Genomic DNA, 18,480 nt, shown 5'->3' with positions numbered 1-18,480 from the left:
GACCCGGCGGTCTCAGGTCTCCTGGACGACGGCCAGCAGGTGGCCGGCCTCCACCCGGGTGCCGGGCGCGGCGCGCAGGGCGGTGAGGGTGCCGTCGGCCGGGGCGGTGACGCGGTGCTCCATCTTCATCGCCTCCAGCCACAGCAGGGGCTGCCCGGCCCGTACGGACGCCCCCTCGGCGACGCCCTCCGCGAGGCGGACGACGGTGCCCGGCATGGGGGCGAGCAGGGAGCCGGGGGCGTGCCGGAGGCCCGGCTCGGGGAAGCGGGGCAGGGCGGTGAGGACGTCGGCGCCGACGTGGACCCGGTCGCCGTGGCGGGCGACGCGGTAGGTGCGCCGGACGCCGTCGGCCTCCAGGACGACGCGGGTCGGGTCGGCGTGCAGCACGCGGACGCCGTCGGCGGCGAGGCCAGTGCGGGTGTGCCGGTAGCGGACCTCGTGCTCCTCGCCGGCCAGGGCGTACCGCTTGACCTGCGGCTGGGAGGGCAGGTTGCGCCAGCCGCCGAAGCGGGAGCGGGACGGGTCGCGGGCGTCGGCGAGGGCGGCGGCCAGCGGGGCGAGCGGGTCGGGGGCGGGCGTGGTGAGGGCGGCGAGGTGGCGGTCGTAGAAGCCGGTGTCCATCCGGCCACCGGTGAACTCCTCGTGGCGCAACGAGCGGACGAGCAGGTCGCGGTTGGTGGCCGGGCCGTGGATCTCGGCGCGTTCCAGGGCGCCGGCCAGCCGGCGGACGGCCTCCGCGCGGGTGGGGGCGTGGGCGACGGCCTTGGCGAGCATCGGGTCGTAGTGGACGCCGACGGTGTCGCCGTCGGCGTAGCCGGTGTCCAGGCGGACGCCGTCCGGGACGGCGAGTCGGTGCAGCCGGCCGGTCTGCGGGGCCCAGCCGGCCGCCGGGTCCTCGGCGTAGAGGCGGGCCTCGACGGCGTGGCCGCGCGGCGCGGGCGGTTCGGGCTCCAGGGCGTGGCCCTCGGCGACGCGGAGCTGGAGGGCGACCAGGTCGATGCCGAACACGGCCTCGGTGACGGGGTGTTCGACCTGGAGCCGGGTGTTCATCTCCAGGAAGTGCGCCCGGCCGTCGGCGACCAGGAACTCGACGGTGCCGGCGCCCGTGTAGTCGACGGCGCGGGCGGCCTCCACCGCCCGGCGGCACAGTTCCCGTGCCAGCTCCGGCGGCAGTCCGGGGGCCGGGGCCTCCTCGATGACCTTCTGGTGGCGCCGCTGGAGGGAGCAGTCCCGGGTGCCCAGCGTCCACACGGTGCCGTGGGTGTCGGCGAGGACCTGCACCTCGACGTGGCGGCCGTTCTCCACGTACGGCTCGACGAAGACCTCGCCGTCGCCGAAGGCACCCCGTGCCTCGGCGCGGGCGGCGTCGAGGGCCGCGTCGAGGTCGGCCCGCCGCCGCACGACGCGCATGCCGCGCCCGCCGCCGCCGGCCGCCGCCTTCACCAGCACCGGCAGGTCCGCGTCGGTGACCCGCTCCAGGGGCGCGATGCCGAGCAGCCGTTTGGCGCGGGTCTTGGACGCCATCGCCTCGATCGCCGCCGGGGGCGGTCCGATCCAGGTCAGGCCCGCGTCCCGGACGGCCCGCGCGAATCCGGCGTTCTCGGAGAGGAAGCCGTAGCCGGGGTGGACGGCGTCGGCGCCGGCGGCGAGGGCGGCCTTCACGATCAGGTCGCCGCGCAGGTACGTCTCGGCGGGCGCCGCCCCCGGCAGCCGTACGGCGGTGTCGGCCAGCCGGGTGTGCCGGGCGTCCTCGTCGGCGTCCGAGTACACGGCGACGGTGCGGATGCCCAGGTCGTGGCAGGTGCGGACGATACGGCAGGCGATCTCGCCCCGGTTGGCGACGAGCAGGGAAGCGATCATGGGGCCCCTCACATCCGGAAGACGCCGAAGCCGCCGCGCACGCCCTCGTAGGGGGCGGTGTGCAGGGCCGACAGGCACAGGCCGAGAACGGTGCGGGTGTCGCGCGGGTCGATGACGCCGTCGTCGTAGAGCCGCCCGGACAGGAACATCGGCAGCGACTCGGACTCGATCTGCTGCTCCACCATGGCGCGCAGCGCGGCGTCCGCGTCCTCGTCGTACGCCCGGCCCTTCGCGGCGGCCGACTGGCGGGCGACGAGGGAGAGCACCCCGGCGAGCTGCTGGGGGCCCATCACGGCGGACTTGGCGCTGGGCCAGGCGAAGAGGAACCGGGGGTCGTAGGCCCGGCCGCACATGCCGTAGTGGCCGGCGCCGTAGGAGGCGCCGAGGAGCACGGAGAGGTGCGGGACGCGGGAGTTGCTCACCGCGTTGATCATCATGGCGCCGTGTTTGACGATGCCGCCCTGCTCGTACCGCTTGCCGACCATGTAGCCGGTGGTGTTGTGAAGGAAGAGGAGCGGGATGTCGCGCTGGTTGGCGAGCTGGATGAACTGGGCGGCCTTCTGCGACTCCTCGCTGAACAGCACCCCCTGGGCGTTGGCGAGGATGCCCAGCGGGTAGCCGTGCAGGCTCGCCCACCCGGTCGTCAGGCTGGCGCCGTACAGCGGTTTGAACTCGTCGAAGTCGGAGGCGTCGACGATCCGGGCGATGACCTCGCGCGGGTCGAAGGGGGTCCGCAGGTCCTCGGGGACGATCCCGAGCAGTTCCTCCGGATCGAACCTCGGGGGCTCGGCGGGGCCCGGATCGGGGTACGCCTTGCGGTGGTTGAGGCGGGCGACGACCCGCCGGGCCTGGCGCAGCGCGTCGGCTTCGTCGACGGCGAAGTGGTCGGCGAGGCCCGAGACCCGCGCGTGCATGGCGGCACCGCCCAGCGACTCGTCGTCGCTCTCCTCGCCGGTGGCCATCCGCACCAGCGGCGGGCCGCCGAGGAAGACCTTCGCCCGCTCCTTGACCATGATCACGTGGTCGGACATGCCGGGCACGTACGCGCCGCCGGCCGTGGAGTTGCCGAACACGACGGCGACGGTGGGGATGCCGGCCGCCGACAGCCGGGTCAGGTCGCGGAAGACCGCCCCGCCGGGGATGAAGATCTCCTTCTGGGAGGGCAGGTCGGCGCCGCCGGACTCGACGAGGCTGACGCAGGGCAGCCGGTTGGCGAAGGCGATGTCGTGGGCGCGCAGCGCCTTCTTCAGGCTCCACGGGTTGGTGGCGCCGCCGCGCACGGTGGGGTCGTTGGCGGTGATCAGGCACTCCACGCCCGCGACGACGCCGATGCCGGTGACGAGGGAGGCGCCGACGGTGTGGTCGCTGCCCCAGCCGGCCAGCGGCGACAGCTCCAGGAAGGGCGAGTCGGGGTCGAGGAGCAGTTCGACGCGTTCGCGGGCGAGCAGCTTGCCGCGTTCGCGGTGGCGGGCGACGTACTTCTCGCCGCCGCCGGCGAGCGCCTTGGCGTGTTCGGCGTCCAGGTCGGCGAGGCGGGCGAGCATGGCCTCCCGGTGGGCGCGGTACTCCGGACCGGCCGGGTCCAGGGCGGAAGACAGGACCGTCACAGCAGGACCTCCGGGATGTCGAGGTGGCGGGAGCGGAGCCATTCGCCGAGCGCCTTGGCCTGCGGGTCGAAGCGGGCCCGCGCGGCGGCGCCCTCGCCGAGCAGCCCCTCGACGACGAAGTTCAGGGCGCGCAGCCGGGGCAGGGCGTGCCGGGTGACGGGCAGGTCGCGGGCCTCGGGCACCAGCTCGCGGAACCGGTCGGCGGTCAGTTCGTGCGCCAGCCAGCGCCAGGCGTCCTCGGTGCGGGCCCAGACGCCGACGTTGGCGTCGCCGCCCTTGTCGCCGCTGCGCGCCCCGGCGATCCGGCCGAGCGGGGCCCGCCGCACCGGCCCGGCGGGCAGCGGCTCGGGCGGCTCCGGCTCGGGGAGCGGCCCGGGTACGGCGGTGACGGGCGCCGGGGGCACCGCGACGCGGCTGCCGTCGGGCAGGACGGCGGTGTGCCGCACGGTGTCCTGCGGGACGTACGCGGCCTCGAACACGCCGTAGGGCGTGGCCCTGCCGGGCGGGGCGGTGACGTGGAAGCCGGGGTAGCTGGCGAGGGCGAGTTCGACGGCGGCGCCGGTCAGGGCCCGGCCGACGACGTCCTGGTCGGCGTCGCGGGCCACGAGGCGCAGCAGGGCGCTGGCCGTCTCCTCGGTGGGGGCGTCGGGGCGGTCGGTGCGCACCAGTTCCCAGCGGACCTCGGCGGGCGGCGACGCGGCCAGCGCGTCGGTCATCTGCTCGCGGACCAGGGCGGCCTTCGCCTCGATGCCGAGGCCGGTGAGGACGAAGACGACCTCGCCCCGGAAGCCGCCGAGCCGGTTGCGGCCGACCTTGAGGGTGGGCGGCGGGGCCTCGCCGCGTACGCCGTCGATCCGTACCCGGTCGGGCCCGTCCCCGGTGAGGCGGACGGTGTCGAGCCGGGCGGTGACGTCGGGACCGGCGTACCGGGCGCCGGCCGTCTCGTACAGCAACTGGGCGGTGACGGTGCCGACGTCGACGTGGCCGCCGGTGCCCTCGTGCTTGGTGATGACCGAGGTGCCGTCGGCGTGCACCTCGGCGAGCGGGAAGCCGGGGCGGCGCAGGGCACCGGGGTGCTCCTCGAAGAAGGGGTGGTTGCCGCCGGTCGCCTGGGTGCCGCACTCCAGCACGTGTCCGGCGACGACCGCGCCGGCGAGCCGGTCGTGGTCTTGCGCGCTCCAGCCGAAGTGGGCGGCGGCGGGCCCGGTGACCAGGGCGGCGTCGGTGACCCGGCCGGTGACGACGACGTCCGCGCCCGCGCGCAGGCAGGCGGCGATGCCGAAGCCGCCGAGGTAGGCGTGGGCGGCGAGGCTGCCGGGGTGGGCGGCGGTGAGGTCGTCGCCCTCGACGTGGGCGACGCGGACCGGGATGCCGAGGCGTCCGGCCAGGTCGCGTACGGCATCGGCGAGTCCGGCCGGGTTGAGCCCGCCGGCGTTGGTGACGATCCGCACCCCGCGCTCGTGGGCGAGGCCGAGGCACTCCTCCAGTTGGCGCAGGAAGGTGCGGGCGTACCCGGCGTCCGGGTGCCTGAGCCGGTCGCGGCCGAGGATGAGCATGGTCAGTTCGGCGAGGTAGTCGCCGGTGAGCACGTCGAGGGGGCCGCCGGTGAGCATCTCGCGCATCGCGGCGAAGCGGTCGCCGTAGAAACCGGAGGCATTCCCGATCCGCAGCGGGGCCGTGCCCTGCCGGGCGGACTCGGGTGCCCGCGCGGCCGGTCCCTGCGCGGCCGGTCCCTGCGCGGCCGGTGCCCGCGCGGCCGGTCCCCGCGGGGCGGCGGCGGTCATCGCGGCTCCCCCGCGGTGCCCCGGGGCGGGCGGCCGGCCCCGGGCGGGCCGGCGAAGGACTGTGCCAGGTCCAGCCAGCGGTCGGCGTCCGGACCGGTCGCGGTGAGGGCGAGGTCGGCGCGGTGGGCGCGCTGGGTGGTCAGCAGGCAGAAGTCCAGCGCGGGCCCGGTGACGCGCTGGGCGGCGTCCTCGGGGCCATGGGTCCACGACGCGCCGTCGGGGCCGGTGAGTTCGACGCGGAACGGCTCGGCCGGCGGGGTCAGCCCGTGCGCCACGAAGGCGTGGTCCCGGGTGCGGACACCGAGCCGGGCCACGTGCCGCAGCCGTCCGGTGGGCCGGTGTCGGGCACCGAGGGCGTCCGCGATGTCCAGCCCGTGCGCCCAGGTCTCCATGAGCCGGGCGGTGGCCATGGTCGGGGCGGCCATCGGCGGGCCGTACCAGGGGATACGCGTGCCGGACGGCACCTCGCGCAGCGCCCTGGCCAGCGCCGCGCGCCCCTCGCGCCAGCGGGCGAGCAGTGCGGCGGGCGGCAGCGCGGCGCCCTCCGCGGCGCCCTCGTCGACGAAACCGCCGGGGTCGGCGAGTGCCTTGTCGACCAGCGCCCGGAAGCCCGCCTCGTCGGTGACGGCCACCAGGGCGGACCGGTCGGTCCAGGCCAGGTGCGCGATCTGGTGGGCGAGGGTCCAGCCCGGCGCGGGCGTGGCGAGGGCCCACCGCTCGGGTGCCAGCGACGCGACCAGCGCGTCGACCTCCCCGCTCTCCTCGTCCAGATCGTCGAACACGGGCGTCGGATCGGCCACGGGACGCTCCCCTCGAACACGGCGCGGCGTGCGAGGAGCATGGCAGGGGGCCAAGAAACAATCAAGCGTGCTTGCATGAATTACTGACACGCGGCTCCGGCCCCGTGCGGCCGTGGACGGGACGGGAGTCGGGCGGGACGCGCGGCGCGCCGCCAGGGACTACGGGGGAGGCACCGCGCCGGCTGCGGGCGGCGCGGCGGGTACGGGCACCGCGCCGGGTGCGGGCGGCACGCCGGACGGGCGGCGCGGCGGGGCACGGGCGGACCCGCGGCCGTGGGCGGCGGGCAGCGCGGGACGGCACTCCGGGGCGCGGGAAGGACCGGCCCCGGCTCGCTCAGGGTTCGGCCGGGACCGGTTGGGGCTTGCGCTTGCCGCGGCCGATCTGGGTGCGGACGGCGCCCATGCTGGCGGCGATGACCAGGGCGATGGCGGCGGCCTGGGGGACGGAGAGGGCCTGGTCCAGGATGAGGAAGCCGGCCGTCGCGGCGAGGGCGGGCTCCAGGCTCATCAGGATGGCGAAGGTGGGCGCGGGCAGCCGGCGCAGCGCGAGCAGTTCGAGGGTGTAGGGCAGGACGGAGGAGAGCAGCGCCACCGCTCCGCCGAGCACGAGGGTCGTCGGGTCGATCAGCTTGCTCCCCGACTCGATGATGCCGAGCGGCAGGAAGAGCACCGCCCCGACGGCCATGGCGAGGGCGAGCCCGTCGGCCTGCGGGAAGCGGCGCCCGGTGCGGGCGCTGAACACGATGTACGCGGCCCACATCCCGCCCGCCGCCAGCGCGAAGGCCGCGCCGAGCGGGTCGAGGCTGTCGAAGCCGCCGCCGCCCAGGAGGAACACGCCGCCCAGCGCGAGGGCCGCCCAGAGCAGGTTGACCAGCCGCCGGGAGGTCAGGACGGAGAGGGCGAGCGGGCCCAGCACCTCCAGGGTGACCGCGGGGCCCAGCGGGATGCGGGCGACGGATTGGTAGAAGAGGCCGTTCATGCCGGCCATGGTGATGCCGAAGACGATCACCGTGCCCCAGTCGGCGCGGGAGTGGCCGCGCAGCCCGGGGCGGCAGACCAGCAGGAGCACGACGGCGGCGACGGCCAGGCGGAGGGTGACGATGCCGAGCGCGCCGGCCCGGGGCATCAGGGTCACCGCGAGCGCGCCGCCGAACTGCACCGAGATCCCGCCGGCCAGGACCAGGCCGACGGGACCGAGCGCCGCCAGACCGCCCGGGGCGGGACCCCGGCCGGTGGGCCGCGCGGCCGGCGCGCTCGTCGCGGGGGCGGCCGGAGCCTGGGTGCCGGGGGTGGTGCTGGGCGTACTCACGGGACCTTCCGGAAGGACGGGTGGGGACGGGCGGGACGGAAGCGGGACGCGGGAGGCCGGGGAGCCGATCATGGTTCAGCTCACTGCACGGCCCGGTCCAGGGTAATGGACCGGGTCAGGTGTATGGCCCCGTGACGCAACTGTCCTGGCCCGGGGTTCCGCTGTCAATCGGCGTCCGGCGCGGGGCCCGGGAACGGACTCGTGCCCGCCCCGGCACCAGGGGCCACCGCCCCTGGTGCCTCCCTGTGCGATGCCCGTCGCTCCGGTCACCCCAGCCACTCAGAACACGCCCGTCACGCCCGTCACGCCCGTCACGCCCGTCACGCCCGTCACCTCAGTCACCTCAGTCGCTTCCGTCACCTCAGTCGCCACTCCCCCGCTCCCCCGTCTCCCGTCCCTCCCCCGGACCGCCCTCCAGCGCGTCCGCCAGCACCTCCGCCAGGTGCCGCCCCCGCACCCCCGCCAGTTGCTCCAGTTGGGTACGGCAGGAGAAGCCGTCCGCCAGGACCACCGTGCCGGGCCCGGCCTCCCGCACGGAGGGCAGCAGCCGCTCCTCCGCGCAGGCGACCGAGACCTCGTGGTGGCCGCGTTCGAAGCCGAAGTTGCCCGCGAGGCCGCAGCAGCCCCCGCTCAGCTCGCCCGTGAGCCCGGCGGCCTCCCGCAGCCGCCGCTCGGCCGCGTCGCCCAGCACCGCGTGCTGGTGGCAGTGGGTCTGCCCGGCCACCGGCCGGTCCACGGCGGGCGGCGTCCAGCCGGGCGCGTACCGCTCCAGCGCCTCGGCGAAGGTGACGACCTGCCCGGCGAGGCGCCGCGCCCGGGGGTCCTCGTGCAACAGCTCGGGCAGGTCGGTGCGCAGGGCGGCGGCGCAGCTCGGCTCCAGCACGACCAGCGGGGCGCCGGACTCCAGCACCGGGGCGAGCAGGTCGAGGGTGCGGCGCAGCACCGCGCGGGCCCGGTCGAGCTGGCCGGTGGAGACGTAGGTCAGCCCGCAGCACACCCGGCCCCGGCGGGCCGGCAGCAGCGCGGCCGGGGTCCGCGAGCGGCCGTCCCCGAGGGCGCCGCGCCACCGCCGTGTCGGCGGCAGCGCCACGCGCAGCCCGGCGGCCTCCAGCACCCGTACGGCGGCCCGTCCGACGGACGGCGACAGATGCTCGGTGAAGGTGTCGGGCCAGAGCACGACCAGCTCGCCCCGCTCACCGGCGGGACGGGCGGGACGCCGCCCGTGCCACCAGCGGCTGAACGGACGCGCGGCGAGCCTCGGCACCTCCCGCTCGGCGGCGATCCCGCCGAGCCGTTTCGCCGCCGCGGCGACCGGGCCGACCCCCGCGAGGGCGTTGACGAGCGGGGCGGCGCGCAGGCGGGAGGCCCAGCGCAGCCACACCGGCAGCCACCCCATGGCGTAGTGGGCGGCGGGCCGGCGGCGCCCGGCGTAGTGGTGGTGCAGGAACTCCGCCTTGTACGTGGCCATGTCGACCTCGACCGGGCAGTCGGAGCGGCAGCCCTTGCAGGACAGGCACAGGTCGAGCGCGTCGCGGACCTCGGTGGAGCGCCAGCCGTCGGTCACCAGTTCCCCGGCGAGCATCTCGTGCAGCAGCCGCGCCCGGCCCCGCGTCGAGTGCTCCTCCTCGCCGGTGGCGCGGAAGGACGGGCACATCACGCCCGCGCCCGCCGCCTCGGTCGTCCGGCACTTGGCCACGCCGACGCAGCGCCGGACCGCGGCGGAGAAGTCGCCCCCGTCGGCGGGGTAACCGAAGACGACGTCCACCGGGCGGCGGGGCAGGACGGCGAAGCGCAGGTCGGCGTCGAGCGGCGCCGGACGTACCAGGATGCCGGGGTTGAGCAGGTCGTCCGGGTCCCAGACGGCCTTGGCCCGTTCGAAGAGGGCGACCGTCTCGGCGCCGTACATGCGGGGCAGCAGCTCGGCCCGCGCCTGCCCGTCGCCGTGTTCCCCGGAGAGCGAGCCGCCGTGCGCGACGACCAGGTCGGCGAGGTCCTCGGAGAAGCGGCGGAAGCGGGCGATCCCGGGCCCGGTCAGCAGGTCGAAGTCGATGCGGACGTGGATGCAGCCGTCGCCGAAGTGCCCGTACGGCGTGCCGCGCAGCCCGTGGGAGGCGAGCAGGGCGCGGAAGTCGCGCAGGTAGCCGCCGAGCCGGACCGGGGGCACCGCGCAGTCCTCCCAGCCGGGCCACGCCTCCGTGCCGTCCGGCATGCGGGTCGCGGTGCCGGAGGCGTCCTCACGGATCCGCCACAGCGCCCGCACGCCCGCCGGGTCGGTCACCACCCGCGCGTCGACGACGTCCGCCGCCCGCACCACCGCGTGCGCCCGCGCACGGGCCTCCGCCTCGGTGTCCCCGCCGGTCTCCACGAAGAGCCAGGCCCCGCCGCGGGGCAGCCCGGCGGTGGCCGGCACCAGATCGGCCGCCATGCCCTCCACGGTGAGCGGGCCGAGCGGCAGCAGCCCGGCCGCCGCCTCGGCCGCGGCGCTCTCGTCGGCGTAGCCGAGGACGGCGAGGGCGGCGGCGCGGGGCGCCTCGACCAGGCGGACGGTGGCCTCGGTGAGCACGCCGAGCGTGCCCTCGGAGCCGCAGAAGGAGCGGGCCACGTCGGCGCCGCGCTCGGGCAGCAGGGCGTCCAGGGCGTAGCCGGAGATGCGGCGGGGCAGGTCGGGGAAGCCGGTGCGCAGCCGGGCCAGTTCGCCGTCGGCCAGTTCCCGCAGCCCCTCGGGGGCGCCCGCCCAGTCGGGCCCGAGCCGGAGCGTGCGCCCGCGCACCGTACGGACGGTCAGCTCGCGCACGTTGTCCGCGGTGGTGCCCCAGGCGACGGAGTGCGAGCCGCAGGCGTTGTTGCCGATCATGCCGCCGAGGGTGCAGCGGCCGTGGGTGGAGGGGTCGGGTCCGAAGCGCAGCCCGTGCGGCGCGGCGGCGTCCTGGAGCCGGTCGAGGACCAGCCCCGGCTGGACGACGGCGGTGCGCGCGTCCGGGTCGAGGGAGAGCACCCGGTTCATGTGCCGGGTGAAGTCGAGGACGACGCCGGTGCCGGTCGCCTGCCCGGCGATGGAGGTGCCCCCGCCGCGCGCCACGACCGGCACCGCGTGCGTCCGGCACACCTCCAGGGCGGCGGCCACGTCGTCGGCGTCGCGGGGCGCGACCACGCCCCGGGGCACCCGCCGGTAGTTGGACGCGTCCATGGTCGTCAGGGCGCGGGACGTGGTGTCGAAGCCGACCTCGCCCCGGACCGCGGCGCGCAGTGCTGCCTCCAGATCGCTCATGGCACCAGGATGCGCCCCGCGCGCGCCGGGGGCGTGCGGCGGGTGTTCACGGGCCGGAGATCGTGTCTCACCGGACGGACATGGCGCCGTGCGGTTTCCCCGAGGCAGTACGCTCCGGATCGTGGCTGAGATCCGGATTCCCGCTGACATCAAGCCCGCCGACGGACGTTTCGGCGCGGGCCCCTCCAAGGTGCGGACGGAGGCGCTGGACGCCCTCGCCGCGACCGGCACCTCCCTCATGGGCACCTCCCACCGCCAGGCCCCGGTCAAGAACCTGGTCGGCAGGGTCCGCGAGGGCATCCGCGAACTGTTCTCGCTCCCCGACGGCTACGAGGTGGTCCTCGGCAACGGCGGCTCCACCGCGTTCTGGGACGTGGCGACGCACGGCCTGATCGAGAACAGGTCGCAGCACCTCAGCTTCGGCGAGTTCAGCTCCAAGTTCGCCAAGGCCGCCAAGCTCGCCCCGTGGCTCGCCGCCCCCTCCGTCGTCTCCGCCGACCCGGGCACGCACCCCGAGGCGGTCGCGGAAGCGGGCGTGGACGTGTACGCGCTCACCCACAACGAGACCTCGACCGGCGTGGCGATGCCGGTCAAGCGGGTCGAGGGCGCGGACGACGGCGCCCTGGTGCTGGTCGACGCCACCTCCGGCGCGGGCGGCCTGCCGGTCGACATCGCCGAGACCGACGTCTACTACTTCGCCCCGCAGAAGTCCTTCGCCGCCGACGGCGGCCTGTGGATCGGCGTCTTCTCCCCGGCCGCGATCGAGCGCGCCGAGCGGATCCACGCGAGCGGCCGGCACATCCCCGAGTTCTTCTCGCTGCCGACGGCGATCGACAACTCCCGCAAGAACCAGACGTACAACACCCCGGCGCTCGCCACCCTGTTCCTCCTCAACGAGCAGGTGGAGTGGATGAACGGCCAGGGCGGCCTGGACTTCGCCGTGCGCCGCACCGCGACCTCGGCGCGGACGCTGTACGGCTGGGCGGAGGACGTCAAGTTCGCGGAGCCCTTCGTCACCGACCCGGCGCAGCGCTCGCTGGTCATCGGCACGATCGACTTCACCGACGACGTGGACGCGGCGGCCGTCGCCAAGGTGCTGCGCGCCAACGGCATCGTCGACACCGAGCCGTACCGCAAGCTCGGCCGCAACCAGCTCCGCGTGGCGATGTTCCCGGCCGTCGACCCCGCCGACGTCGAGGCCCTGACCAAGTGCGTCGACCACGTGGTCGAGAACCTCTGACCGACGACCGACGAAGGGCGCCCGGCGGGGTTTCGCCGGGCGCCCTTCGCCGTCCGCTCACGGTGCCTGGGCGAACTGCCGCAGAAAGGCCCCCCAGCCGTCACGGGAGACGCTGAGCACGGGACCGTCCTCCCGTTTGCTGTCCCGGACGACCCGGCGGCCGGAAACCGTGTGGGCGACCTCGACGCACTCGCCCATTTGCGCGGAGTAGGAAGACCTTCCAAAAGGGCCTGACGACGTACTGCGTGGCCCGGACCGTCTGGTCCCTCAGCTCCTTCGGCTCCGGCAGTTCGTAGATCCACACGTGCGGCCAGGTGCCGCCGAGGTTGTCCCCGATGTCGCCGACGAAGATCCGGTCACCCGGGCCGATGGAGATCGCCTCCACGTCCCGGGGCGAGCCGATGCCGGACAGGGTGAGCGTGGCGACCGTCTCGCCGGTGGAACCGTCCACCGCGTAGAGGTAGGGCCCGTCGCCGCTGTCGTTGTGGGTCCAGTAGACCCCGGGGTGGAGGCGGGAGGCGGCGAGGCCACTGGACTCGGTGATGCGCGGGTCCCGGATCGTGAACCCGGCGTCGCCGTCCACCCCGTCCGCGGCGGCCGGGGCGGCGAGGCCGCCCACGAGGAGGACGGCGCCGACCTCGACCGCATCGAGGCCCGCGCCAACCAGGCCGCCGCCCTGGTGCGCACCGTCGCCGACCGCGCCACCGCCCCGACAGGGGGCACGGCCGAGCAACTGCTCGCCGAGACCCGGCAGGCCCGCGCATGGGCCGCGCCCGCGCCCTGCTCGACGCCGGCCGCACCGTGCCCGACGTGATCGAGGGCGCCGACGCCGACACCCTGTATGCGCTGCGCGCCGAACTGCCGGCCTACCTCGTCGCCCGGCACACCAAGCCGCAGGGCCTCGCGGGCGCCGAGTTCACCGAGCCCGACCCGGCGCGCGTCGTGCACACGGTCGAGCGCGCGCTCGCCGACCGCCTGCCCACCGAGCAGAGCGCGGCACTGCACGCCCGCCTCAACCTCGACGCCATCAAGCCCGGCCTACGCGAAACCCTCGCCGGACCGCGCCGCGAAGTCGACGGCACCGTCGACCAGCAGGCCGCCCCGCTCTCCGCCGCGTAGGTGCCGACCGGCCCGCCACGTCCCAGGGACGACGAAGCCCCGCCCGGAAGCGTCCGGACGGGGCAGGGGGTCGGCAGAGAGTCAGCCGCGCCGAGGCGGGGCGGTCTCCGCGGGGAGCGGGCCGGGGGCGAGGTGGGGCGCGCAGTCGGGGCAGGCGGGCGCGCGCGAGAAGGTCGGCCATTTCGTCAGCCCCTATTAGCTGATGGGCACTCCGCCCCGGTGACGACCTAGCTGTATTGATCACGAGCGTTGTTGCCGGGGCTTTCTTGTGGGCCGACCTAGACCCACCCGTAAAAGCCCATAAAGGGCTGCATGAGCCTGTCAGGGGGTGTCAGGGGGCAGTCGGCCGGATACCGTCGGCCCATGGAGTACGGGCCGGATGACCAGGTGGAGCGCGACGCGCCAGAGGCGCCGTTTCAGCAGCTCGCGGGGATCTTGCGCGCACGCGTAAGGCGCGGCGACGGGAAACCCAACCGCGCCATGCCCAGCGAGAACGCCCTCGCCGACGACTACGGCCTGTCCCGCCCGACCGTCGCCGGGCGATTGCCGTGCTCACCGAGGAAGGACTCGTATACGCGGCGTCGGGGCGCGGTACGTACGTGGCCGAGCAGAAGCCCGAGCCGGCGCCCGAAGAGTCCACCCCGAGCGCGTGAGGAAGCCCCGCCCGTCCGCCACGGGGGAACGACGGACGGGGCGGCATCGAGGCTGTCAGCCCGCAGTCACGCCCAGGTGAGGCGTTGTCCGTCGGGGCCGACGTGCAGCCGCATACGGTCGGCAGGCGGGCGCCCGTCCGCCTGCCACTGCGTGACACGCTCGGTGATCTCGTCCCACAGACGCGCCGTGCCGCCCTGCCGGACCATCCACCGGCCGCCGTCTTGGAAGGCGACCGCCCACGCCTTGGCGTCCACGTCGATCACGACGTGTTCCGTCCGGCCGTCGCGTTCCAGTGTGAGCCGCTGTGCGCGCGGCGCGGCGAACTGCGCGACGAACCGGGCGGTCCAGTCGTCGAGCGCATCCGCGCCCAGTTCGGCGGGCACCGCGTCGCCCTCGCTGAGGTTCGGCAGAATGCCCAGCGGGGGCGGAAGGTGCGGACGGGCCAGCATGAACGAGACCTGTCCGCCGAGAACCGGGCCGCTGGCCGTGCCGTCGTCGGAGACCGTGAGCCGCACCAGTTCGGATGCGTGCATCCATCCGCCGACCGTCACCAGGACCTCACCGCCGGGGCGTGTCTGCGCGAGCCAGTCAGCCGGCACGGTGTGCACGCCGCACGTGGCGATCACGCGGTCATACGGGCTGCCCTCTTTGTAGCCCGCCAGTCCGTCACCGACCACACGGGCAGGCCAGTACCCGGCGCCCGCGAGCGCGATTCCGGCACGGGTGGACACCTCGGCGTCGACCTCGACCGTGGTCACGTTGTCCTCGCCGACGACATGGCAGAGCAGCGCGGTTGAGTAGCCCGTGCCCGTGCCGATCTCCAGAACGCGCGTCCCCTCGGTCGCCCGCAGCTCTTCGAGCATCCGCACGACCAGACTCGGCAGGGTGGACGACGACGAGGGGGCCGCCGCGATGCGCCCCTCGACCTGGTCGGGGAAGACGCCCCCGGCCACCTGCGTCACAAGGGTGTCGTCTTCGTAGATCCGCGCGAGTCCTTCCGCGGAGTCTCCGGCCGCGGGCCGGTGCCAGCCGCCGTCTTCGTACTCGAACCAGCCGCGCGCGAGGAACGCCTCGCGGGGCACCGACATGACGGCCGCCCCCCATTCCGGGCTGTGCAAGGCACCGGTCTTGGACAGGCGCCGCGCGAGGTCGGCCCGTAGGTGTTCCGACGGCAGGGGTTCACTCATGCTGACTCGCTCCGTTCTCCAACAGGTCTGCGATTGCGTGTGTGATCGGCAGTCCGGCCGCGTCTTCGAGCCACGCCCATTGGCCGTTGGGGTTGCACTCCAGAAACCACCATGCGCCGTCCGCGGTCACGGCGAAGTCGAAGGCGCCGAAGTTCAGCCCGAAGGTGGCGAGGAACCGCGCCAGCGCCCCGCGTATCTCCTCCGGGCAGGCGACCGGCTCATAGGTGAGGCTCTGGTACTCGGCTCTCCAGTCCACGACCCCAGGCGGCGCGGTGATCCGGGCGCTGAACACCTGCTCGCCGACGACGACCGCGCGCACGTCCGCCACCTTGGGCACCTGTGCTTGGAACAGGTGCGCGCTGTGGCTCACCGCGCCGTCGCTCTCGCCCGCCTCGACCGGGGCGGCCCAGATTCCGGCGGGCTCGCCCTCGACCTCGTACGCCGCCGCGTGCAACGGCTTGTAGATGGTCGGCTGTGCGGCGCAGAACGCCTTGGCCTCCCCCGAGTCGTTCGTGATCAGGGTGGCCGGGACCGTGAGCCCTGCCCGGGTCGCCGCGTCGAGCTGCGCGGGCTTGTACTCCGCCCGCGCGATGGCCTGCGGGTGGCTCAGGTACAGGCACCCCGGCAGCGCGCCCAGCACGCCGCCCAGGCCGCGCCGGTTCTCCTGCGCGGCGAACCGGGCCGCCTGCTCGCCGCTACCCGTCGGGTAGGGACTCGGCCGACGGTGGTACAGGGCGCGCACGGCGGACAGGTCGGCCGTACGTTCCCCGACCGTCAGCCGCCCGCCCCAACCGTCCGCCCCGGCGCGCGCGGCGAGCACCACGGGCGCCGGAAAGTCGCGCCCCGGGTCGAACCGGAGGACGGGCACCCGGCGCCGGTTCAGTTCCGCGATGACCAGATCAGCGGTTGCGTCCTCGAACTCCGTGCAGACCAGCACCGGGCGTCCGTCCATGGCGCTGCCCCTAGTCCTGTGTCGCGTCGTGGCCGGAGTCGCTGTCTACCTTGCCGTCCTTCCCGACCTGCGTGGGCGGGTAGGTGTTCACGCTCGTTCCGTGCTTGCCGAGTTCGGCCGGCGTCATCGTTCCGTCCTCCCCGACCCATCGGCCGGTCTGCGTGGCCGGGTCGATGCCCGCGTACCGCCAGGGCGAGGGGGAACCGTTGCGCAGCGGAGCCATACGGCGCAGCCCCCACGGGGCCGGTGCGGTGGTCTCCGTACCTGCGAGGCTCGTTTGCAAGTCTCCTCCTTGGTCGCTTCGTAGGTGGCTGTGGTGCAGGACCCGCCCCGGTCGGCGCTCGACCTGTCCAAGGGTTGCGGGCGGTGATCCAACCGGGGCGGGGGTGGTGCCCGCTCCCCTGCCGGGGGTTGGTGTGGGAGAACCGGTTGACAGGTCATCCCCGGCAGGGGGCGGAGTCTTCACAGGTAGATCTGTCGTTTGCAGTCCCGGCAGCAGATCTTGCCGTCGCGCTTCTCGGTCTGCCGGTGCTCACACGTCTTGGTCTTGGTCATCGCGCCCCCACCGGCAGGGCCGCGGCGTACAGGTCACGGCCCCGGCGGGGTGCCCGGTGACGGCCGCCGGAACCAGCCGCGGGCAGGGCACGCGGCGGGGGCACGTGGGCGGGAACGGCGAGGGTGGCGGACTGCGCGGCGCGGTCGCCGTGCCCGTCCCGGTCGTGCGCCTGGACGCGCACCATGTGGTCAAGCTCCGCAAGGCAGGGGCCACAGGCATACACGTCACCGGTCGCGCCGGGCGTGGTCACCGAACCGACCCACAGCACGGCCACGCCCTCACGGCGGCAGAACAGCCAACACGCCCCCGTGAGCCACGCGTTACCGTCGCCGACCTGTGCGACCAGGGGCCACGCGTCGCGCCAGGGGCGCTCAACGGACGGGGCGAACATCACACCGTGCCTCCGTTCGCCCCCGCCAGTTCGGCCAGTTCGCCAGTTCGGCCAGTTCCGCCGGGGGCCGCATCACCGCGTAGTCGCCGAAGTTCCGGCGGTAGCGCCGGTGCCCGGTCTCCTGCGTGTGCCGACGCTGCCACTCCTCGACCGGCCCCGGGTCACTGTGCGTGCCGGACGCGGCCCCGCACTCGGATTCGTCGCCGGACACGCAGCGCGCTTCGTACTCCGGCTCTGCCGTCGCGTCCTGCTCGATGGTGAACGGGACGTAGCGGAACACGCGCCGGCTCACCGCGCCGCCCCCTGCTGCTCGCCCTCGTTCGACCGGAGCGCAGCGGTAAGCGCGCGGGCCGTGGCCACGTTGCAGCGCCCCAAGTCGATCAGCGCGAGCGGGGCAGGCCCGGCGCACGAAGCGGCGTCGAGCCCGAGGGAGGGCAGTCGCACCCCCGCCGCCCTGAGCGCGTCGCGCCACTCGTCGCGCGCCCGCTCAGCGTCTCTGACCTTGTCCGTGGCCGTCTGCTGCCTGCCTGCCGTCGCCATGCCTGCCACTCCGTACGCCGTTGGTCGTTCGCCCCTCATGCGGGGCGGGTACTTACGTTGTGTACTCCCAGCATCACCAGCGAGACGTACGCTCAACAGGTCGGAAGGCTTTCCAAGCCACTTGGAAAGAATGGGAGTTGAACGGATGACCGAAGCGTCACCCGAACTGAACGGTGAGCCCGCGAATGGCCTTGAGTGGTTCGGGCGTGAGGTTGAAGCGGCTCTAGCCCACAAGGGAGCCACCCAGCGGGAGCTAGCCGACTTCACGGGCTACAAGGAGCCGTACGTATCCAAGGTCAAGAACGGCAAGGCACTGCCGTCGATGCACTTCGCCGAAGGGTCTGACCGGTTCTTCAACACGTCCGGCTACTTTGCCCGGTTGCTGGTCCGGGTGAGCGAGCACGGGCACCCTGGTTGGTTCGTGCCGTACATCAACTTGGAGAAGCAGGCCAGCCGGGTTGAGGACTACTCCAACGCGCTGATCATGGGCATGTTGCAGACTCCGGCCTACGCGGAAGCCACGTTCCGGGCCACGCACCCGCGCGAAACTGACGACCAGATCAAGACCCGAGTTGAAGCGCGGTTGGCCCGTCGAGAGGTCATGGAGCGTGACGCCCCGCCCCTGCTGTGGGTGATCTTGCACGAATCGACGCTGCGAACAGAGGTAGGCGGCCGGGCTGTCATGGCTGACCAGCTCCGCCACCTTGCCTCAGACGCAGGTAACCCCCACGTCACGCTTCAAGTTCTTCGCTTCAACGCGGGTGCCCCCGCGTCGTCCCTACCGTTTACCCTGCTTACACCAGACGACGGGGCAACAGTCCTGTACTCGGAGAGCAGGGGGCAGGGGCACGTGACGGACTCCGCGACGGCGGTAGACAACGCGCGCACGACGTATGAGCGTCTGCGGGCTTCCGCTCGCGACCCCGAAGAGTCCTTGGCTCTGATTCGAGAAATCGCGGAGGAGTACGCCAGATGAGCAGCACGCACGGCCCCCGACCCCTGCGGTGGGTCAAGAGCACGTACAGCGGTGGCGAAGGTGGCCAGTGCATCGAGTGGGCGCCGGAGCACGCGGCGGCCACTGGTGAGTTCCTGGTCCGTGACAGCAAGGGCCCGAACGGCCCGCACCTGGCCCTGACCCGTGAGGGGTTCGCCGGCCTCGTGGAGTTCGCCAAGCGCCACGGATGACCCGCGCCCCCATCGGCCCCCGAGTGAC

At 74.4% G+C, this 18,480-nt stretch carries 17 protein-coding genes and 1 pseudogene; 4 read left to right on the top strand and 14 right to left on the bottom strand.

What is annotated here, in order from left to right; genetic code table 11:
* Positions 1-12: 12 nt before the first annotated feature.
* The 6 genes from VM636_RS17225 to VM636_RS17200 all read right to left on the bottom strand — a co-directional run bounded on the left by VM636_RS17225 (position 13) and on the right by VM636_RS17200 (position 10,628).
* Positions 13-1,860, bottom strand: a complete 1,848-nt coding sequence (locus tag VM636_RS17225; RefSeq protein WP_030419432.1) for a biotin carboxylase N-terminal domain-containing protein — start codon at positions 1,858-1,860, stop codon at positions 13-15.
* An 8-nt stretch (positions 1,861-1,868) separates the two neighbouring features.
* Complete coding sequence (locus tag VM636_RS17220; RefSeq protein ID WP_030419433.1) at positions 1,869-3,467, bottom strand: carboxyl transferase domain-containing protein; 1,599 nt, start codon at positions 3,465-3,467, stop codon at positions 1,869-1,871.
* Positions 3,464-5,251, bottom strand: a complete 1,788-nt coding sequence (locus tag VM636_RS17215; RefSeq protein ID WP_078962722.1) for an acyclic terpene utilization AtuA family protein — start codon at positions 5,249-5,251, stop codon at positions 3,464-3,466. Before VM636_RS17215 ends, VM636_RS17220 begins: the two co-directional genes overlap by 4 nt.
* Positions 5,248-6,051 (bottom strand): TIGR03084 family metal-binding protein, encoded by an 804-nt coding sequence (locus VM636_RS17210; RefSeq protein ID WP_338485070.1) that lies wholly within the window; start codon positions 6,049-6,051, stop codon positions 5,248-5,250. The genes VM636_RS17215 and VM636_RS17210 overlap by 4 nt, the downstream gene beginning before the upstream one ends.
* A 334-nt stretch (positions 6,052-6,385) precedes the next feature.
* Positions 6,386-7,360: an EamA family transporter gene (locus VM636_RS17205; protein WP_053914045.1), complete on the bottom strand. Its 975-nt coding sequence runs from the start codon at positions 7,358-7,360 to the stop codon at positions 6,386-6,388.
* Positions 7,361-7,721: 361 nt separating this feature from the next.
* Positions 7,722-10,628, bottom strand: a complete 2,907-nt coding sequence (locus VM636_RS17200) for an FAD-binding and (Fe-S)-binding domain-containing protein (protein WP_030419437.1) — start codon at positions 10,626-10,628, stop codon at positions 7,722-7,724.
* A gap of 121 nt (positions 10,629-10,749) precedes the next feature.
* Here VM636_RS17200 and serC point away from each other — a divergent pair, with 121 nt between their 5' ends.
* Entirely contained in the window at positions 10,750-11,868 is a 1,119-nt protein-coding gene (gene serC, locus VM636_RS17195; RefSeq protein WP_053914043.1) for a phosphoserine transaminase, read from the top strand.
* Between the two features lie 57 nt (positions 11,869-11,925).
* Here the strand turns inward: serC and VM636_RS17190 are convergent, their stop codons facing one another.
* Both VM636_RS17190 and VM636_RS17185 read right to left on the bottom strand, forming a co-directional pair.
* Complete coding sequence (locus tag VM636_RS17190; protein ID WP_338485067.1) at positions 11,926-12,066, bottom strand: DUF397 domain-containing protein; 141 nt, start codon at positions 12,064-12,066, stop codon at positions 11,926-11,928.
* A gap of 34 nt (positions 12,067-12,100) precedes the next feature.
* Positions 12,101-12,535 (bottom strand): annotated as a pseudogene (locus VM636_RS17185) (WD40 repeat domain-containing protein); the annotation flags it as partial.
* Positions 12,536-12,630: 95 nt separating this feature from the next.
* Here VM636_RS17185 and VM636_RS17180 point away from each other — a divergent pair.
* Positions 12,631-12,987: a hypothetical protein gene (locus VM636_RS17180; protein WP_338485065.1), complete on the top strand. Its 357-nt coding sequence runs from the start codon at positions 12,631-12,633 to the stop codon at positions 12,985-12,987.
* A 719-nt stretch (positions 12,988-13,706) separates the two neighbouring features.
* Here the strand turns inward: VM636_RS17180 and tgmC are convergent.
* The 6 genes from tgmC to VM636_RS17150 all read right to left on the bottom strand — a co-directional run bounded on the left by tgmC (position 13,707) and on the right by VM636_RS17150 (position 17,267).
* On the bottom strand, positions 13,707-14,828 hold the full coding sequence (gene tgmC, locus VM636_RS17175; RefSeq protein WP_030419443.1) for an ATP-grasp peptide maturase system methyltransferase: 1,122 nt from the start codon (positions 14,826-14,828) through the stop codon (positions 13,707-13,709).
* A complete protein-coding gene (tgmB, locus tag VM636_RS17170; RefSeq protein WP_338485063.1) occupies positions 14,821-15,780 on the bottom strand; it encodes an ATP-grasp ribosomal peptide maturase in 960 nt (319 codons plus the stop codon). The genes tgmC and tgmB overlap by 8 nt, the downstream gene beginning before the upstream one ends.
* A gap of 10 nt (positions 15,781-15,790) precedes the next feature.
* Positions 15,791-16,063, bottom strand: a complete 273-nt coding sequence (tgmA, locus tag VM636_RS17165; RefSeq protein WP_030419445.1) for a putative ATP-grasp-modified RiPP — start codon at positions 16,061-16,063, stop codon at positions 15,791-15,793.
* Positions 16,064-16,331: 268 nt separating this feature from the next.
* Positions 16,332-16,520, bottom strand: coding sequence for a hypothetical protein (locus tag VM636_RS17160; RefSeq protein ID WP_338485061.1), 189 nt, complete (start codon positions 16,518-16,520; stop codon positions 16,332-16,334).
* Between the two features lie 187 nt (positions 16,521-16,707).
* Entirely contained in the window at positions 16,708-17,019 is a 312-nt protein-coding gene (locus tag VM636_RS17155; RefSeq protein ID WP_338485059.1) for a hypothetical protein, read from the bottom strand.
* On the bottom strand, positions 17,016-17,267 hold the full coding sequence (locus VM636_RS17150; protein ID WP_030419448.1) for a hypothetical protein: 252 nt from the start codon (positions 17,265-17,267) through the stop codon (positions 17,016-17,018). The genes VM636_RS17155 and VM636_RS17150 overlap by 4 nt, the downstream gene beginning before the upstream one ends.
* Positions 17,268-17,412: 145 nt before the next feature.
* On the opposite strand from VM636_RS17150, the gene VM636_RS17145 reads away from it, so the two are divergent.
* Both VM636_RS17145 and VM636_RS17140 read left to right on the top strand, forming a co-directional pair.
* The gene (locus VM636_RS17145; RefSeq protein WP_030419449.1) at positions 17,413-18,243 is read left to right on the top strand and encodes a helix-turn-helix transcriptional regulator; all 831 of its coding nucleotides are present in this window, start codon (positions 17,413-17,415) and stop codon (positions 18,241-18,243) included.
* Positions 18,240-18,452, top strand: a complete 213-nt coding sequence (locus tag VM636_RS17140; RefSeq protein ID WP_030419450.1) for a DUF397 domain-containing protein — start codon at positions 18,240-18,242, stop codon at positions 18,450-18,452. Before VM636_RS17145 ends, VM636_RS17140 begins: the two co-directional genes overlap by 4 nt.
* The last annotated feature ends 28 nt before the right edge of the window (positions 18,453-18,480 follow it).

It is taken from the genome of Streptomyces sp. SCSIO 75703, from assembly GCF_036607905.1.
Classification (GTDB): domain Bacteria; phylum Actinomycetota; class Actinomycetes; order Streptomycetales; family Streptomycetaceae; genus Streptomyces.
The sequence above is the reverse complement of the archived record's forward strand: the minus strand, read 5'-3'. Positions and strand labels throughout refer to the sequence as shown.

Excerpts from the sequence above, each read along its gene's own strand:
- VM636_RS17150 (WP_030419448.1), bottom strand. The coding sequence starts at position 17,267 with ATGGCGACGGCAGGCAGGCAGCAGACGGCCACGGACAAGGTCAGAGAC.
- VM636_RS17160 (WP_338485061.1), bottom strand. The coding sequence starts at position 16,520 with ATGGTGCGCGTCCAGGCGCACGACCGGGACGGGCACGGCGACCGCGCC.
- VM636_RS17200 (WP_030419437.1), bottom strand. The coding sequence starts at position 10,628 with ATGAGCGATCTGGAGGCAGCACTGCGCGCCGCGGTCCGGGGCGAGGTC.
- tgmC (WP_030419443.1), bottom strand. The coding sequence starts at position 14,828 with ATGAGTGAACCCCTGCCGTCGGAACACCTACGGGCCGACCTCGCGCGG.
- VM636_RS17140 (WP_030419450.1), top strand. The coding sequence starts at position 18,240 with ATGAGCAGCACGCACGGCCCCCGACCCCTGCGGTGGGTCAAGAGCACG.
- VM636_RS17180 (WP_338485065.1), top strand. The coding sequence starts at position 12,631 with ATGGGCCGCGCCCGCGCCCTGCTCGACGCCGGCCGCACCGTGCCCGAC.
- tgmB (WP_338485063.1), bottom strand. The coding sequence starts at position 15,780 with ATGGACGGACGCCCGGTGCTGGTCTGCACGGAGTTCGAGGACGCAACC.
- VM636_RS17225 (WP_030419432.1), bottom strand. The coding sequence starts at position 1,860 with ATGATCGCTTCCCTGCTCGTCGCCAACCGGGGCGAGATCGCCTGCCGT.
- VM636_RS17190 (WP_338485067.1), bottom strand. The coding sequence starts at position 12,066 with ATGGGCGAGTGCGTCGAGGTCGCCCACACGGTTTCCGGCCGCCGGGTC.
- VM636_RS17145 (WP_030419449.1), top strand. The coding sequence starts at position 17,413 with ATGACCGAAGCGTCACCCGAACTGAACGGTGAGCCCGCGAATGGCCTT.
- VM636_RS17215 (WP_078962722.1), bottom strand. The coding sequence starts at position 5,251 with ATGACCGCCGCCGCCCCGCGGGGACCGGCCGCGCGGGCACCGGCCGCG.